The organism is Nocardia sp. IFM 10818, from assembly GCF_054655275.1.
The window spans coordinates 6,937,194-6,951,325 of record NZ_BAAHJH010000001.1 but is presented as its reverse complement, the minus strand read 5'-3'; the positions used below and the strand labels follow the sequence as shown (position 1 = coordinate 6,951,325).

The following is a 14,132-nucleotide window of genomic DNA, read 5'->3' as shown; positions in this document are numbered from 1 at the left end:
GCACGGGTAGGTTGGCTACATGTCTGCTGAGGCTGAATTTCCCAGCGCGGGTACCTCGAAATCACCACGCTTCCGCGGCCCGATAATGCTGCGGCGGGATCGGAAGAAGAACATCGGGACCACCGATCAGCATCTGCTCGATTCGCGGGACGCCGCCGACTGGGTGCACACCGATCCGTGGCGGGTGCTGCGCATTCAGGCCGAATTCGTCGAGGGCTTCGGCGCTTTGGCGGAGGTGCCGCGCGCGGTGGCGGTCTTCGGCTCGGCGCGCACCACCCCGGAGCATCCGGAGTATCAGGCGGGCCTGGCCATCGGCGGCGCACTGGCGCGCGCCGGATTCGCTGTCATCACCGGCGGCGGCCCGGGCGCCATGGAGGCCGCCAACCGCGGCGCCTCGGAGGCGGGCGGCTATTCGATCGGCCTGGGCATCGAGCTGCCGTTCGAACAGCACCTCAACGAGTGGGTCGACCTCGGCATCAACTTCCGGTACTTCTTCGCCCGCAAGACCATGTTCGTCAAGTACTCCGAGGCATTCATCTGCCTCCCGGGCGGATTCGGCACCCTCGACGAGCTGTTCGAGGCGCTGACGCTGGTGCAGACCCGCAAGATCACCCGCTTCCCGATCATCCTGTTCGGCAGCAAATACTGGGCGGGCCTGGTGGATTGGCTGCGCGATTCGCTGCTCGGCTCCGCCAAGATCGCACCGGGTGACATGAGCCTGCTGCATGTCACCGACAGCGTGGACGAAGTCGTGCAGATCGTGCTGCAGGCCGCGCAGGCGCGCGCCGAGATGCAGGATGCCCCCATTGTGAAGGACGAGTGGTGAGCGATCCCTATTCGGTGTGCGTGTACTGCTCGGCCAGCACCGCCGATCCGGCGGCGCTGGCGCTGGCAGAGCAGGTCGGTACCGAAATCGGCCGCCGCGGTTGGCAATTGGTCTCCGGCGGCGGCTGCGTATCCATGATGGGCGCGGTGGCCACGGCGGCGCGGGCGGCGGGCGCGACCACCGTCGGCGTCATCCCGAAGAAGCTGGTGCATCTGGAGGTCGCCGACACCGACGCCGACGAGCTGATCGTCACCGACACCATGCGCGAGCGCAAGCAGATCATGGACGATCGCGCCGACGCCTTCCTCACCCTGCCCGGCGGCGTCGGCACCCTCGAGGAGCTCTTCGAAACCTGGACCGGGGCCTATCTGGGCGTGCACGACAAGCCGGTGGTGGTGCTCGATCCCGAGGGACACTACCGCGGCCTGTTCGAGTGGATCGAGGGCCTGCGCGGCACCGGCTATCTGGGGCGTGAGGCGCGGGCCAAGGTCATCGTGACCGCCGAGTTCGACGAGGCGTTCGCCGCGCTCTATCCGGAGCTCTGAACCGCGCCGCTTGACCGATCGCGCCATCCCGTGACCGCGTGTGCCGATTTCAAGCGAAACTAACTAGTTTCACTCGACAATCCGGACATCATCGACAAGTGTGACGAATAAGCACGACCCGGTGAGGAGCACGACGCAGTGAATACCGACGCCCATACGACAGTGAGTCCGGCGGACCTGGCCCGCAGTCTGCCCGGGATGGCCACGCAGCTGCCGGGCATGCTCCGCAATGCCGTGCACATGCTGGTGAAATCCGGCGACAAGGCCTCCATCGGGCTGTACTTCCAGCGCGCCGCCGCCAAGCATCCGGACCGGCCCTTCCTGCGCTTCGAAGGCCGCGAATACTCCTGGGGCGAAGCCAATTCCATGGTCAACCGGTACGCGCACGTGCTGGCCGCGCGCGGGGTGCAGCGCGGGGACGTGGTCGGCATCCTCATGGTCAACCGGCCCGAGGCACTGCTGACCGTGCTGGCCGCGGTGAAGCTCGGCGCCACCGCCGGGCTGCTCAACCACAATCAGCGGGATACCGTGCTGCAGCACAGTTTCGGGCTGCTGGACTCGGTGGTCGACGTGATCGGCGAGGAATGCGCCGACGCCTTGGAGACGCTCACCGAGGCGCGCCCCAACCTGCTGTGGTCGCGGGAGCTGGAGGCGGCGGCGCACACCGCCGACGATCGCGATCCCGCTGTCACGGAAGAGATCACGGCCCGCGAGCGCGCCTATCTCATCTTCACCTCCGGCACCACCGGCCTGCCCAAGGCCAGCGTCATGACCCACCTGCGCTGGGTCAAGGCCATGGCCGGCATCGGCGGCCTCGGCGTGCGGCTGCGCGGCGACGACACGCTGTACTGCTGCCTGCCGCTCTATCACAACAACGCCCTCACCGTGGCGCTGGCCTCGGTGATCGCCGGCGGCTCGACTTTCGCACTGGGAGCCAAGTTCTCGGCCTCCCGCTTCTGGGACGAGGCCATCGCCAACCGGGCCACCGCCTTCGTCTACATCGGTGAACTGTGCCGCTATCTGATCAATCAGCCGCCCAAGCGCACCGACCGGCTGCACACCGTGCGCCTGGCGGTCGGCAACGGCCTGCGCCCGGAACTGTGGGATGAGTTCCGGGATCGATTCGGCATCACCCGGATCGTCGAGTTCTACGGCGCCAGTGAGGGAAACGTCGCCTTCATCAATGCCTTCAGCATCGACAAGACCGCCGGGTTCACCCCGCTGCCCTACGCGGTCGTCGAATACGACGACGCCACCGGCAAGGCCAAGCGCGGTCCCGACGGCAAACTGCGCGGCGTCCGCACCGGCGGCGTGGGGCTGCTGCTGTCCAAGGTCACCACGCGCTCACCCTTCGACGGCTACACCGACCAGGCCGCCACCGAGGCCAAACTCGTCCGCGACGGTTTCAAGAAGGGCGACTGCTGGTTCGACACCGGCGATCTGGTGCGCAACCAGGGCTGGGGCCACATCGCCTTCGTGGACCGCCTCGGCGACACCTTCCGCTGGAAGGGCGAGAACGTCGCCACCACCGAAGTGGAAGGCGCCTTCGACGGCATCGACGCCATCACCCAGGCCGTCGTCTACGGCGTGGACATCCCCGGCGCCGACGGCAAGGCGGGCATGGCCGCCGTAACCCTGCGCGAGGACACGACTTTCGACGGCCAGGCCACGGCCAAGGCCCTCTTCGACCGCCTCCCCGCCTACGCCGTCCCCCTCTTCGTCCGCGTCGTCGCCGAACTCGAGCAGACCTCGACCTTCAAGAGCCGCAAGGTGGAACTCCGCAAACAAGGCTTCGCCCCCGACACCGAAGGCACCCTCTACGCCCTGTCCGGCCGCGCCGAAGGCTACGTCCCGTTCCACGACGACTACCCCGCCGAGGTAGCCGCGGGCCGGGCGCCCCGCCTCTGAGCGCGCACGACCCTTGACTCTCCTCTCGGGGGAGAGCCGAGGGTTTCCCCATGACGACGATCCGCAAGGAATTCACCCTCGATGCCGATCCGGACAAGGTCTGGGAGGTGGTGCGGGATATCGGGGAGGTGCATCGCCGCCTTGTTCCGGGTGTGCTGACCGATGCCTATCTGGAGGGCGATGGCCGGGTGGTGACGTTCGCCAATGGGATGGTCGCCCGTGAACGGGTGGTCGGTATGGACGAGCAGACGCGGCGGTTCGCCTACTCGGTGTTCGACGGACTGCCGGGGGCCATTCACCACAATGCGTCCATGGAGGTGCTGACCGATGGTGCGGGTGGCACCCGGTTCGTGTGGATCACCGATGTTCTCCCTGATGAGCTGGGGCCGCGGGTGGCCGAGCTGATGGAATTGGGCGCGCAGACCATGCGTCGCACGCTGCGGTAGGAGATCCGCCGGTCAGGGCCGGGTTCCGGTCGCCCGCCCAGCGGGTGGGCGACAGCGCTCGGTACAGTCGGGATCATGTGTGCGCCGTTGCCGACATTGTGCGGGAAGCCGGTGGCGACGGATCGGGCGCTGGTGATGGCGATCGTGAACCGGACGCCGGACTCGTTCTATGACAAAGGTGCGACCTTCACCGATGAGGCCGCCATGGCCGCCGTCGCCCGGGCGGTGGCCGAGGGCGCGGATCTGGTCGATATCGGCGGGGTGAAGGCGGGGCCGGGCAGCGAGGTGGATGCCGCCGAGGAGGCGCGGCGGGTGGTGCCGTTCGTGGCGGCCATCCGGGAGCGGTTTCCCGAGCTGCTCATCAGCATCGACACCTGGCGGGCCGGGGTGGCGCGGGCGGCGGTGGCCGAGGGCGCGGATCTGATCAATGACACCTGGGCGGGGGCGGACCCGGATCTGGTCGGGGTGGCGGCCGAATTGGGCGTCGGCATCGTGTGCAGCCACACCGGCGGCGCGGTTCCGCGCACCCGCCCGCATCGCGTGCGCTACGCCGATGTCGTGGCCGAGGTGACCGATACCGTCGTGGCGGCGGCGGAGAGCGCGGCGGCGGCCGGAGTGGCAAAAGATTCGATCCTGATCGATCCGACGCACGATTTTGGCAAGAACACCTACCACGGGCTCGAATTGTTGCGTGCGATAGACGTTCTTGTGAAAACCGGATGGCCCGTCTTGATGGCGCTGAGCAATAAGGATTTCATCGGAGAGACTCTTGGTGTCGAGCTGTCCGAGCGATTGGAGGGCACATTGGCAGCGACCGCTTGGTCTGCCGCTGCGGGCGCCCGCGTTTTCCGAGTGCACGAGGTGGCCGCCACGCGTCGGGTGGTCGACATGATCGCCGCCATCCAGGGCTTGCGCCCTCCCGCACGAACATTGCGAGGTCTGGCATGACCGATTGGGTGAATTCCAATAGCTGGGACCGTCCGGACTGGACGGTCGAAGAACTCGTTTCCGCCAAGGGCGACCGCACGGTCTCCGTCGTCCTGCCCGCCCTGAACGAAGAGGCCACCGTGGCCGCCGTGGTGGCGAGCATCCGCCCGCTGCTCGGCACCCTGGTCGACGAGCTCGTGGTGCTGGACTCCGGCTCCACCGACGCCACCGCCGAGCGCGCGCACGCCGCCGGAGCCCGCGTGGTGACCCGCGAACAGGCCGTGCCCGAACTCGAGCCCGTCCCGGGCAAGGGCGAGGTGCTGTGGCGGTCGCTGGCCGTCACCAGCGGCGATCTGGTGGCCTTCGTCGATTCCGATCTCATCGATCCCGATCCGATGTTCGTCCCCAAACTGCTCGGCCCGCTGCTCACGGTGGACGGCATGCACCTGGTGAAGGCGTACTACCGCCGCCCGCTGCGCCAGGGCGCGACCATCGACGACAATGGCGGCGGTCGCGTCACCGAACTGGTGGCCCGCCCGCTGCTCGCGGCGCTGCGCCCGGAACTGTCGAAGGTGCTGCAGCCCTTGGGCGGCGAGTACGCGGGCACCCGCGAACTGCTCACCTCGGTGCCCTTCGCGCCGGGCTACGGCGTCGAGATCGGCCTGCTCCTGGACACCCACGACATGCTGGGCCTGTCCGCCATCGGCCAGGTGAATCTCGGTGTGCGCCAGCACCGCAACCGCCCGCTGTCCGAACTGGGCGTCATGAGCCGCCAGATCCTGGGCACCGTGCTGGGCCGCGCGGGCGTCGCTGACTCCGGCGCCGCCCTGACCCAGTTCCCGCTCGTCGGCGGCGAATTCACCGCCCAGGCCACCGAGGTCTCGCTGGCCGACCGCCCGCCCATGAACACCCTGCGCCCCGAAGAGGCGGCCGCCTGACCCCTACCGGTCGTGCCGGTAGATGGGGGTGAGCAGATCGGCCTCGATGGGCTCACCGGTGGACCGGTCGTAGCGCACGCCCACCACCGCCGAGAACGGATGCGTGCCCGCCCGCTCGTGCAGGGTCGCCAGGCGGGTGGCCAGCAGCCGGATGGCGCCCAGCGAGGCCGGCGGGTGCAGCCCGTCGATGACGAGCACCGTGCCCTTGCCGTCCGGCCGGGGCAGGCGCGCCAGATAGGCGATGTCATAGGGCTCGGTGCCGCCGGGCCGGTAGACCCGGCGCGCGGCCCGGTCCTCGATACCGCGGCGCACCCGCCCGGCGCGGGCCACCGTGCGGCGCAGCCGGGGATCGGCGGCCACCAGATAGCGCAGGCTGGGGGAGAGCTCCGGGCCGCCGAGCACGATGAGACCGTCGCGGTCCAGATCCAGCGGCCGCCCCGGCAGGAAGCGCTGCACGGTGGCGGTAAAGCCCAGTTCCCGTAGCAGTTCGACCAGCCGGTGCGGCGCCGCGGCGTCCGGCGCGCCCACCAGCGCGATGGAGCGCGTGGTGCTGCGCACGTCCGGGGTGAGGATGGTCAGCGGGCCGTGCCCGAAGAACAAGCCCTCCGGCACCGGCCCCTGGGTGCTCACCTGATGGATCCGGGCCCGCGAAAGTCCAGCCGCCGCACCGATTCTGGCAAATGTCCAGCCCTCGGCGTGCAGTTCGCGAATGACGGCGCGGCGGATGCGCGTGAGCTCGTTGATGGTCTGCTGCGCTGCCGCCACGCCTTCGGTGGCGGCTTTCAGGCGTTCGACCTTGTCCTCGATCGCGAATACCCGGGCCACCTCATCGGCCGACATGTCCGCAGTCTAGATACCTGAACAGCCCGGAGTGTCTAGTCCGCTTGACGAAATACGGCTCAGGTGGCGTCCGGATCGACCGGCGGACGTTCGTTGCGTTCCAGCGGTTTCTGCTGTTTGGGCCTGCCATAGTCCTCGAAAGCGCTGCTCCCGGCGGTAATCGGTTTGTCGAAATTACCAGTCAGAAGTGAATCGTCGCCGTCCAGAAGATGTTTGGTCAGCATGGATTTTGGATTCATACTGCGCAGTTCGTTCAGCTGCTCGAGCGGCTTGCGGATCTCGTCGAATTCCGGACCCAGCTCCTGCTTCAGCTGCGAGGTGGCCCCCGTCGCGTAATCGCGGACCTGCTTGAGCGATTGCGTGGTCCAGCGCACGGCGCCGGGCAATCGCTCCGGGCCGAGAATGACGAGGGCGGCGACCAAGAGGATCAACAGCTCGCCCCAGCTGATATTGCTGAACACGGAACCAGGCTACCTGTGCCCGGTTCCGGAGTTTTGCCCACCGTACGTGCGCTGAACCACTTCTCGGAGACCTACTCTTCGTCCGACTGCAGCGTTACCGGCACGTCGACCTCACGGCCGTCGCGAATCAACCGGACGTTCACCGTCTGGCCGATCTCGTGCGCCTGCACGGCCACCGTCAGCTCCTCCGGGCCGGAGACATCGCGATCGCCGACCTTCACGATCACATCGCCCTCCACGATGCCGGCCCGGGCGGCCGCGGACTCGGGCTGCACATCGGCGACGGCCGCACCGCTCATCACATCATTGGCGACGATCTTGGTCTTGGCGCTCACGCCCAGCTTGGGATGCGCCACCTTGCCGTCGCGAATGAGCGCCTGCGAAATCTTCTTCACGTGATCGACCGGAATGGCGAAGCCCAGGCCCACCGAACCGCCGCTCTCGGTCTTGATGGCGGTATTGATGCCGACCAGCCGGCCTTCCATATCCACCAGCGCGCCACCGGAGTTGCCGTGATTGATGGCGGCATCGGTCTGCACGGCGTCGAGCACCGCATTGGTGTCGGTGCCCTCGCCGCCCACCTTCACCGGCCGGTGCAGCGCCGACACGATGCCGGAGGTGACGGTCTTCTCCAGGCCCAGCGGCGAGCCGATGGCCAGCACGTCATCGCCGACCTGCACATCCTGCGAGCTGCCCAGCTGGATGACCGACAGGTTCTTCACATCCACCTTGAGCACGGCCAGATCGGATTTGGTGTCACGGCCGACGATCCGGGTCGGCACCCGGGTGCCGTCGGAGAACACCACCTGCAGCTGCGCCTTGCCGCTCTTGTCATTGGCGGCCAGCGAGATCACGTGATTATTGGTGACGATGTAGCCCGCCCCGTCGATCACCACGCCCGAGCCCGAGGAGCCGGTATCGCCGACCCAGGCCCGCACCGTGACCATGGCCGGCATGACCGCGTCGACCACCTTGGTGATCTGGCCGTGCGGCTCATCCGACCCGCCGGCGGTCTGCAACTCCACCTTGCGGGAGGTGAGCGCGGAGGCGTTCTCCCCGGTGAACGTGCCCACCAGACCGCCCACCAGGCCGATGACCAAGGCGATGGCGGCCAGCACGGCGAGCGCCTTCGGCGACACCTTGCCGCCGAAGAGCACCTCGCGCGCAGTCAGCTGCCGGCCCGGGGCCAGCGGCTCCGGCCGCGGCACCGCGACGGCGGGGGAACCCAGCCGGGCGGCGGAATGGGGATCGCGCCACGGATCGGCGGGCGCGGCGGGCGCGGCGTCGTCGGTCTTGGCATCCGGATCGCGCTGCAGAATCTCGGTGGAACCCGCCGGCCGCCCGAACGCCTCGGCCAAAACCGCGTCGGGAGGCCGATTCTGGACCTCGGGAGCATCCTCGGGCTTGCTCGGGGCGGCGGCGCCGGCGGCGCGCGGCGCGAATGAGCCGTGCTGACCATTCGGGCGGCGGAAGGCGCGCGCGGTATGCGTGTCGACATGCGGCCGATAGACCGGCCGCGGTCCCAATACCGGTGCGTCCGACGGCCGCAGGTTCCCCCGATCGGCCGCCGAATCGGAGGCCTGCGCGGTGCGCGGCAGGTTATTGTCCGCGGGCCCCTCACCCGGAACCGGGCCCGTGTTCTGCGATTCGGTGGTCACGCGTTGAACTCTACTTGCGCCACCACGAGGTCCACCGCCTGCTGTCGAACGAATCTTGGCGCAGCCCGAAGGAACTCGCGCCGCGCGCGGGCATGCCCTCGCGCTCGGCGGGCAGCGAATGCCCGGCGCCCGGCAGCTCGGACAGCGGGATCCGGCTCAGGGTGTCGTGCAGCCGCAGCGGCGCGGTGATCTGATCATTGGACTGCCGCAGCGCGATGCGGGCCTGCTGCTGGGCTTCGACCTCCGCCGCGCATTCCAGGCAGACGGAGAGATGATCGGCGGCGCGCAGATACGCGTTCATCCGCAATTCGCCGTCCACATAGGCGGCGATGGCCTCGCTGGCCAAATGCTCGGTCGGGGCGAAACGAGGTGGACGACGCGGCGTTCTGTCCTCGCCACTCATACGGTGCACACCCTTCCGGACGATTCGAGCTGCATCGGGTGGGACCGATGCGCGGGCTCACGCCCGCGCCGTCACCCGACCTTTTCGGCGGCGGCAGAGCGCCGCTCCACCCCATTATGCTCGAGGTGCTCGCGCAGTGCCTGACGTCCACGGTGGATGCGGCTGCGGACGGTGCCCAGCTTCACGCCGAGGGTGGCGCCGATCTCCTCGTACGACAGACCCTCGATGTCACAGAGCACCACCGCGGCGCGGAATTCCGGCGCCAGCGAATCCAGGGCGGCCTGCAGGTCGGGGTCCAGATTGGCGTCGTGATAGGCCTGCTCCGGATTCGGGCCCTCGGAGGGCACCCGGTCGTAGTCCTCCGGCAGCGCCTCCATGCGAATGCGGTTGCGGCGGCGCACCATGTCCAGGAACAGGTTCGTGGTGATGCGGTGCAGCCAGCCCTCGAAGGTGCCGGGCTGATAGTTCGACAGCGACCGGAACACCCGGATGAAGGTCTCCTGTGTCAGATCCTCGGCGTCCTGCGGATCGCCGGTCAGACGGTAGGCCAGCCGGTACACCCGGTCGGCATGCTCCCGGACCAGTTCGTCCCAGGTGGGCATGACCGCACGGTCACCGGTGGCATCGAAAGCCGCGGTCCCGGTCAGGGGACCAGCGTCGAGATCGCCGTCCAGCGTGGTGTCGCTGTCGAGCGAAAGGTCCTGCGTGGGCAGGATGGCGGGTTCACGCGCCGCGTCGACCATGTGGATGGGGTTACCTCCTACTCGGGACCGTGGTCCCAGTTGCCCGGTACAACCGACCTGGTGGGTCTCGTTGTTCCCGGTAACCGGACCGCCGGTCGCTGGCCTGGCGTAGCGCTTACTCTTCCCGGTCCTGATGTGGCCGCCGTATGTGGAGGCTGAGCGACACCTGAGAAAAATCGCCACACCGGCCGGTCGCCGCCGCCCCTTACCGCCTTATCGCCATTAGCCTCTAATCCGTGAGTCAAACCCCTGCGGCATCGAACCTGCAGCGCAACCTCGCCTATGTGGAGGAATCCGTCGCCGAGGACGAGATCCTCGTCGCCGCGCGTGAGCGCGCTCTCGAGCTCGGCGCCGCGCCCGTCCCGCCCGCGGTCGGAGCCCTGCTCAGCATGTACGCGCAGCTGCTGGGCGCGCGGGCGGTGGTGGAGGTGGGCACCGGGGCCGGCGTGAGCGGGCTGTGGCTGCTGGACGGCATGCGCGAGGACGGCACCCTCACCACCATCGACTCCGAGCCCGAGCATCAGCGGGCGGCGCGGGAGGCGTTCCGGTCCGCGGAGATCGCGCCGGCGCGGACCCGGCTCATCAACGGGCGGGCCCTGGATGTGTTGCCGCGCTTGGCCGATGGGGCCTACGACCTCGTCTTCATCGATGCCGCGCCGTTGGAGCATCCGCAATATGTCGCACAGGCGGTGCGGCTGCTGCGCGAGGGCGGGGCGATCCTGCTGCACAATGCCCTGCTCGGCGGGCGGGTGCCCGATCCGGCGCAGCGCGATCCGCAGACCCAGGCGGTGCGGGCGGCGACCCGGGCCATCGCCGAGGATCCGCAATTGACCAGCGTCCTGATTCCGGTGGGCGACGGGCTGCTCTGCGCGTCGCGCGGATGAACCCTGTCCTGTTCGTCTGACCTGGGCTAACACCCGGTTCTGCGCATTTACGGAACATTTACGCCCCGGGGTCTTGTCCGCCGATTGAACGAGTGTTTAATGTATTGAACATGCGTTCAGCCGACGATCTGACGACCCGGGCGCGCATCCGCGAAGCGGCCATCGCCGTCTTCGGGGAGCAGGGCTTCGGGGTGGGCGTCCGCGCCATCGCCGCCGCGGCGGGAGTCTCGCCCGGGCTCGTCATTCATCACTTCGGATCCAAGGATGGGCTGCGCGAGGCCTGTGACGACCGCGTCCGGGAGGTGGTGCGGACCGCGAAAATGTCGGCGGTGGAGAATCCTTCGCCCAGCAGGACGATCCAGCAATTGGCCGAGATCGAGGAATTCGCGCCGTACATCGCCTATCTGGTCCGCAGTTTCCAGCACGGCGGCGGCCTGATGGTCAGCCTCTTCGATCACCTCATCGAGGACATCAAGAGCTATCTGACCGTCGGAATCGCCTCCGGAACACTGCGCAAGCCAAAGGATCTGGAGGCCACCGCCAAATATCTGGCCACCATCAACGGCGGCGGAATGATGATGTTCCTGCAGCTGTACGCGGCCAGAAACGAAGGCCCCGTGGATTTCCGGAAGGCGCTGCGCGAATACGCCGATCAGCTGATGATGCCGGCGCTCGAGCTCTACACCCACGGCCTGCTCACCGATTCGTCGATGCTGGACGCTCTCGAACAACAGCAGCAATAACGCGCTGTTTCACAAATATCGTTTCCCACAAGGAGATTCGATGAACGTTCCTGCCAACCCCGCGATCACCGTCCGTGATTTGCACAAGCATTTCGGGCAGGTGCGAGCTCTGGACGGCCTGGATCTGCAGGTCGCCGAGGGTGAGGTGCACGGGTTCCTGGGCCCCAACGGGGCCGGGAAGTCCACCACCATCCGCATCCTGCTCGGCATTCTCGCCCGCACCTCCGGGGAAGCCGAGGTGTTCGGGCGGGACCCGTGGACCGACGCGGTCGCGCTGCATCACGACATCGCCTATGTCCCGGGCGATGTCACGCTGTGGCCCTCGCTGTCCGGCGGTGAGACCATCGACCTGCTCGGGCGCATGCGCGGCGGCATCGACTCCGAGCGCCGGGCCGAGCTGATCGAGCGCTTCGAACTCGATCCGAAGAAGAAGGCGCGCACCTACTCCAAGGGCAACCGGCAGAAAGTCGCGCTGGTATCGGCATTCTCGTCCAATGCCCGGCTGCTCATGCTGGACGAGCCCACCTCCGGGCTGGATCCGCTCATGGAGCAGGTGTTCAACGAATGCGTGGCCGAGGCGGCGGCGCGCGGCTGCACCGTGCTGCTGTCCAGCCACATCCTCTCCGAGGTCGAGAAGCTGTGCCAGCGGGTGACGATCATCCGCGCCGGCAAGACCGTGGAGTCGGGCACGCTGAAGCAGCTGCGGCATCTGAGCCGCACCTCCATCACCGCCGAATTGACCGGGGACCCGGGCGATCTCACCCGCATTCCCGGTGTGGCGGACCTCAGCATCGAAGACCACACGCTGCGCTGCCAGGTCGACAGCGAGCACCTCGGGGAGCTCATCCGGGTGCTCGGCGACGCCGGCGTGCGCAGCCTGATCAGCCAGCCGCCGACGCTGGAAGAGCTGTTCCTGCGGCATTACTCGCTCAATGGCGACGACGAACCCAATGGCGACGACGAATCGCGGTCCGAGGCCGCGCCGGAGCGGGCGGCCGCCGACTCGCGGAAGGTCGCGAAATGACCACCATCGCCGCACCCCGTCCACTCGAAACACCGTTACGCTCATCCGATTTCACCGGCACCGGGCAACTGCTGCGGCTGTACCTGCGGCGGGACCGGATCGTCATGCCGCTGTGGGTGCTGCTGCTGTCGCTGCCGCTGGGCAGCGTGTACGTCGGCAGCATCGAATCGGTCTACCCGAACGAGGCCGACCGGGCGAGCTTCGCGGAATCCATTCTCGCCAGCCCGGCCCAGCTGGCCATGTACGGCCCGATCTACAACACCGGTATCGGCGCGACCGGTATCTGGAAGGCGGGCATGTTCTACACGCTCATCGCCGTCGCCACCATCCTGACCGTCATCCGGCACACCCGGGCCGAAGAGGAGACCGGGCGCGGGGAACTGGTGGCGGCCACCCGGATCGGGCGCTTCGCCGGGCTCACCGCGGCGCTCGTCATGGGCCTGGGCGGGGCGCTGGCCACCGGGCTGCTCGGCACCCTGAGCCTGCTCGGCACCGATGTGCCGAGGTCCGGATCGCTGGCCTTCGGGCTGGCGCTGGCCGGATCCGGCGCGGTCTTCGCCGCCGTGGCGGCCGTGGCCGCGCAGGTGTCGACCAGCGCCCGCACGGCGCGCGGCATTGCCTTCGCGGTGCTGGCCGCCACCTACACGCTGCGGGCCATCGGCGACGCCAAATCCGGCGCCGGACCGACCAGCGCGCTCACCTGGCTGTCGCCGCAGGGCTGGTCGCTGCAGGTGAGGCCCTATGCCGGTGATCATTTCGCGGTGCTGCTGCTGCATCTGATCGCCGTGCTGGTGCTCATCGCCATCGCCTACGCGCTGCTGGCCAATCGCGATCTGGGCGGCGGACTGATCGCCGAGCGCCCCGGCGCGCCCACCGCCGGACCCGCGCTGTCGGGCCCGTTCGGACTGGCGTGGCGGTTGCAGCGCGGCACGTTGGCGGCATGGACCGTCGGACTCGGGCTCTACGGGCTGGTCTTCGGCAGTGTCGTGCACGGCATCAGCGACGAACTCGGCAACAGCGACACCATGCGCGATCTCATCACGCGCATGGGCGGCTCGCAGTCGCTGGAGAACTCGATGATCACCTACGGCTTCACCATGCTGGGCGTGGCCGCCACCGCCTACGCCATCTCGGCGGCGCTGCGCCTGTTCGGCGAGGAGAGCACCCAGCACGCCGAATCGGTGCTCACCGTCGCGGTGTCCAGAATCCGGTGGGCCGCATCGCATCTGGTGTTCGCGCTGGTGGGCCCGGTGGTGGCGCTGACCGTCGCCGCGACCATCGGCGGGCTGGTGTACGGCCGCGCCGCCGGGGATGTGGGCGGCAAGCTCGGCGATGTGCTGGGCGCGGCCCTGGTGCAGGTGCCGGCCATCTGGTTCTTCGTGGGCGTGGCGGTGCTGCTGTTCGGTCTCGTACCGCGCTGGACGCCGGTCGCCTGGGGCGTGTACGTGACGGCCATTGCGATCTTCCTGCTCGGGGCCATCTCCGGAGCGCCGCAATGGTTCCGCGATCTGGATCCGTTCGAGCACGCGCCGAAGCTGCCGGGCGCGGAGTTCACCGCCACGCCGCTGGTGATCCTGCTGCTCGTCGACGCGGCGCTGATCATGGTGGGCCTCATCGGCTTCCGCCGCCGCGACCTGCGTTGATTCATTCGGCACGCAGGCTGGGCCGTGATCCGGGAAACCGAGTCACGGCCCCTTCACTCTTCGGGTGGCGACTGTGGCGGGGGAACGGTCGTGGGGCGGCTGATGACCAAGGGGCGCAATTGGTTTCGGTCCGGAGGCCAAGG

Annotated in this window: 15 protein-coding genes; 10 read left to right on the top strand and 5 right to left on the bottom strand. The window is 68.4% G+C overall.

The window, feature by feature from the left end; genetic code table 11:
- Positions 1 to 19: 19 nt before the first annotated feature.
- The 6 genes from ACYQ5L_RS32175 to ACYQ5L_RS32150 all read left to right on the top strand — a co-directional run bounded on the left by ACYQ5L_RS32175 (position 20) and on the right by ACYQ5L_RS32150 (position 5,590).
- Entirely contained in the window at positions 20 to 826 is an 807-nt protein-coding gene (locus ACYQ5L_RS32175; RefSeq protein ID WP_459961945.1) for an LOG family protein, read from the top strand.
- The gene (locus tag ACYQ5L_RS32170; protein WP_459961944.1) at positions 820 to 1,371 is read left to right on the top strand and encodes an LOG family protein; all 552 of its coding nucleotides are present in this window, start codon (positions 820 to 822) and stop codon (positions 1,369 to 1,371) included. Before ACYQ5L_RS32175 ends, ACYQ5L_RS32170 begins: the two co-directional genes overlap by 7 nt.
- Positions 1,372 to 1,509: 138 nt before the next feature.
- On the top strand, positions 1,510 to 3,279 hold the full coding sequence (locus ACYQ5L_RS32165; protein WP_459961943.1) for a long-chain-acyl-CoA synthetase: 1,770 nt from the start codon (positions 1,510 to 1,512) through the stop codon (positions 3,277 to 3,279).
- A 50-nt stretch (positions 3,280 to 3,329) separates the two neighbouring features.
- Positions 3,330 to 3,725, top strand: a complete 396-nt coding sequence (locus ACYQ5L_RS32160; RefSeq protein ID WP_459961942.1) for an SRPBCC family protein — start codon at positions 3,330 to 3,332, stop codon at positions 3,723 to 3,725.
- A gap of 75 nt (positions 3,726 to 3,800) precedes the next feature.
- Positions 3,801 to 4,673 carry a dihydropteroate synthase gene (gene folP, locus ACYQ5L_RS32155; RefSeq protein ID WP_459961941.1) on the top strand — a complete coding sequence of 291 codons (873 nt, stop codon included), beginning with the start codon at positions 3,801 to 3,803 and terminating at the stop codon, positions 4,671 to 4,673.
- Positions 4,670 to 5,590, top strand: a complete 921-nt coding sequence (locus ACYQ5L_RS32150) for a glucosyl-3-phosphoglycerate synthase (RefSeq protein WP_379197755.1) — start codon at positions 4,670 to 4,672, stop codon at positions 5,588 to 5,590. The genes folP and ACYQ5L_RS32150 overlap by 4 nt, the downstream gene beginning before the upstream one ends.
- A 3-nt stretch (positions 5,591 to 5,593) precedes the next feature.
- Here the strand turns inward: ACYQ5L_RS32150 and ACYQ5L_RS32145 are convergent, their stop codons facing one another.
- The 5 genes from ACYQ5L_RS32145 to sigE all read right to left on the bottom strand — a co-directional run bounded on the left by ACYQ5L_RS32145 (position 5,594) and on the right by sigE (position 9,695).
- Positions 5,594 to 6,430 carry a hypothetical protein gene (locus ACYQ5L_RS32145; protein WP_459961940.1) on the bottom strand — a complete coding sequence of 279 codons (837 nt, stop codon included), beginning with the start codon at positions 6,428 to 6,430 and terminating at the stop codon, positions 5,594 to 5,596.
- 59 nt (positions 6,431 to 6,489) lie between these two features.
- Positions 6,490 to 6,891, bottom strand: coding sequence for a Sec-independent protein translocase protein TatB (tatB, locus tag ACYQ5L_RS32140; RefSeq protein WP_379197759.1), 402 nt, complete (start codon positions 6,889 to 6,891; stop codon positions 6,490 to 6,492).
- Between the two features lie 71 nt (positions 6,892 to 6,962).
- A complete protein-coding gene (locus ACYQ5L_RS32135) occupies positions 6,963 to 8,549 on the bottom strand; it encodes a S1C family serine protease (protein WP_459961939.1) in 1,587 nt (528 codons plus the stop codon).
- Between the two features lie 10 nt (positions 8,550 to 8,559).
- On the bottom strand, positions 8,560 to 8,952 hold the full coding sequence (locus tag ACYQ5L_RS32130; RefSeq protein ID WP_379197763.1) for a hypothetical protein: 393 nt from the start codon (positions 8,950 to 8,952) through the stop codon (positions 8,560 to 8,562).
- 71 nt (positions 8,953 to 9,023) lie between these two features.
- Complete coding sequence (gene sigE / locus ACYQ5L_RS32125; protein WP_459961938.1) at positions 9,024 to 9,695, bottom strand: RNA polymerase sigma factor SigE; 672 nt, start codon at positions 9,693 to 9,695, stop codon at positions 9,024 to 9,026.
- A 236-nt stretch (positions 9,696 to 9,931) separates the two neighbouring features.
- Here sigE and ACYQ5L_RS32120 point away from each other — a divergent pair, with 236 nt between their 5' ends.
- The 4 genes from ACYQ5L_RS32120 to ACYQ5L_RS32105 all read left to right on the top strand — a co-directional run bounded on the left by ACYQ5L_RS32120 (position 9,932) and on the right by ACYQ5L_RS32105 (position 13,989).
- A complete protein-coding gene (locus ACYQ5L_RS32120) occupies positions 9,932 to 10,579 on the top strand; it encodes an O-methyltransferase (RefSeq protein ID WP_379197767.1) in 648 nt (215 codons plus the stop codon).
- Positions 10,580 to 10,689: 110 nt separating this feature from the next.
- Positions 10,690 to 11,322 carry a TetR/AcrR family transcriptional regulator gene (locus ACYQ5L_RS32115; RefSeq protein ID WP_459961937.1) on the top strand — a complete coding sequence of 211 codons (633 nt, stop codon included), beginning with the start codon at positions 10,690 to 10,692 and terminating at the stop codon, positions 11,320 to 11,322.
- A gap of 40 nt (positions 11,323 to 11,362) precedes the next feature.
- Positions 11,363 to 12,346 (top strand): ABC transporter ATP-binding protein, encoded by a 984-nt coding sequence (locus ACYQ5L_RS32110; protein ID WP_459961936.1) that lies wholly within the window; start codon positions 11,363 to 11,365, stop codon positions 12,344 to 12,346.
- Positions 12,343 to 13,989 (top strand): ABC transporter permease, encoded by a 1,647-nt coding sequence (locus ACYQ5L_RS32105; protein WP_459961935.1) that lies wholly within the window; start codon positions 12,343 to 12,345, stop codon positions 13,987 to 13,989. The genes ACYQ5L_RS32110 and ACYQ5L_RS32105 overlap by 4 nt, the downstream gene beginning before the upstream one ends.
- Positions 13,990 to 14,132: the final 143 nt, after the last annotated feature.

Bases quoted from the DNA above. Each gene is read 5' to 3' on its own strand.
- folP (WP_459961941.1), top strand. From the start codon at position 3,801: ATGTGTGCGCCGTTGCCGACATTGTGCGGGAAGCCGGTGGCGACGGAT.
- ACYQ5L_RS32175 (WP_459961945.1), top strand. From the start codon at position 20: ATGTCTGCTGAGGCTGAATTTCCCAGCGCGGGTACCTCGAAATCACCA.
- ACYQ5L_RS32150 (WP_379197755.1), top strand. From the start codon at position 4,670: ATGACCGATTGGGTGAATTCCAATAGCTGGGACCGTCCGGACTGGACG.
- ACYQ5L_RS32145 (WP_459961940.1), bottom strand. From the start codon at position 6,430: ATGTCGGCCGATGAGGTGGCCCGGGTATTCGCGATCGAGGACAAGGTC.
- sigE (WP_459961938.1), bottom strand. From the start codon at position 9,695: ATGGTCGACGCGGCGCGTGAACCCGCCATCCTGCCCACGCAGGACCTT.
- ACYQ5L_RS32115 (WP_459961937.1), top strand. From the start codon at position 10,690: ATGCGTTCAGCCGACGATCTGACGACCCGGGCGCGCATCCGCGAAGCG.
- ACYQ5L_RS32105 (WP_459961935.1), top strand. From the start codon at position 12,343: ATGACCACCATCGCCGCACCCCGTCCACTCGAAACACCGTTACGCTCA.
- ACYQ5L_RS32130 (WP_379197763.1), bottom strand. From the start codon at position 8,952: ATGAGTGGCGAGGACAGAACGCCGCGTCGTCCACCTCGTTTCGCCCCG.
- ACYQ5L_RS32160 (WP_459961942.1), top strand. From the start codon at position 3,330: ATGACGACGATCCGCAAGGAATTCACCCTCGATGCCGATCCGGACAAG.
- ACYQ5L_RS32110 (WP_459961936.1), top strand. From the start codon at position 11,363: ATGAACGTTCCTGCCAACCCCGCGATCACCGTCCGTGATTTGCACAAG.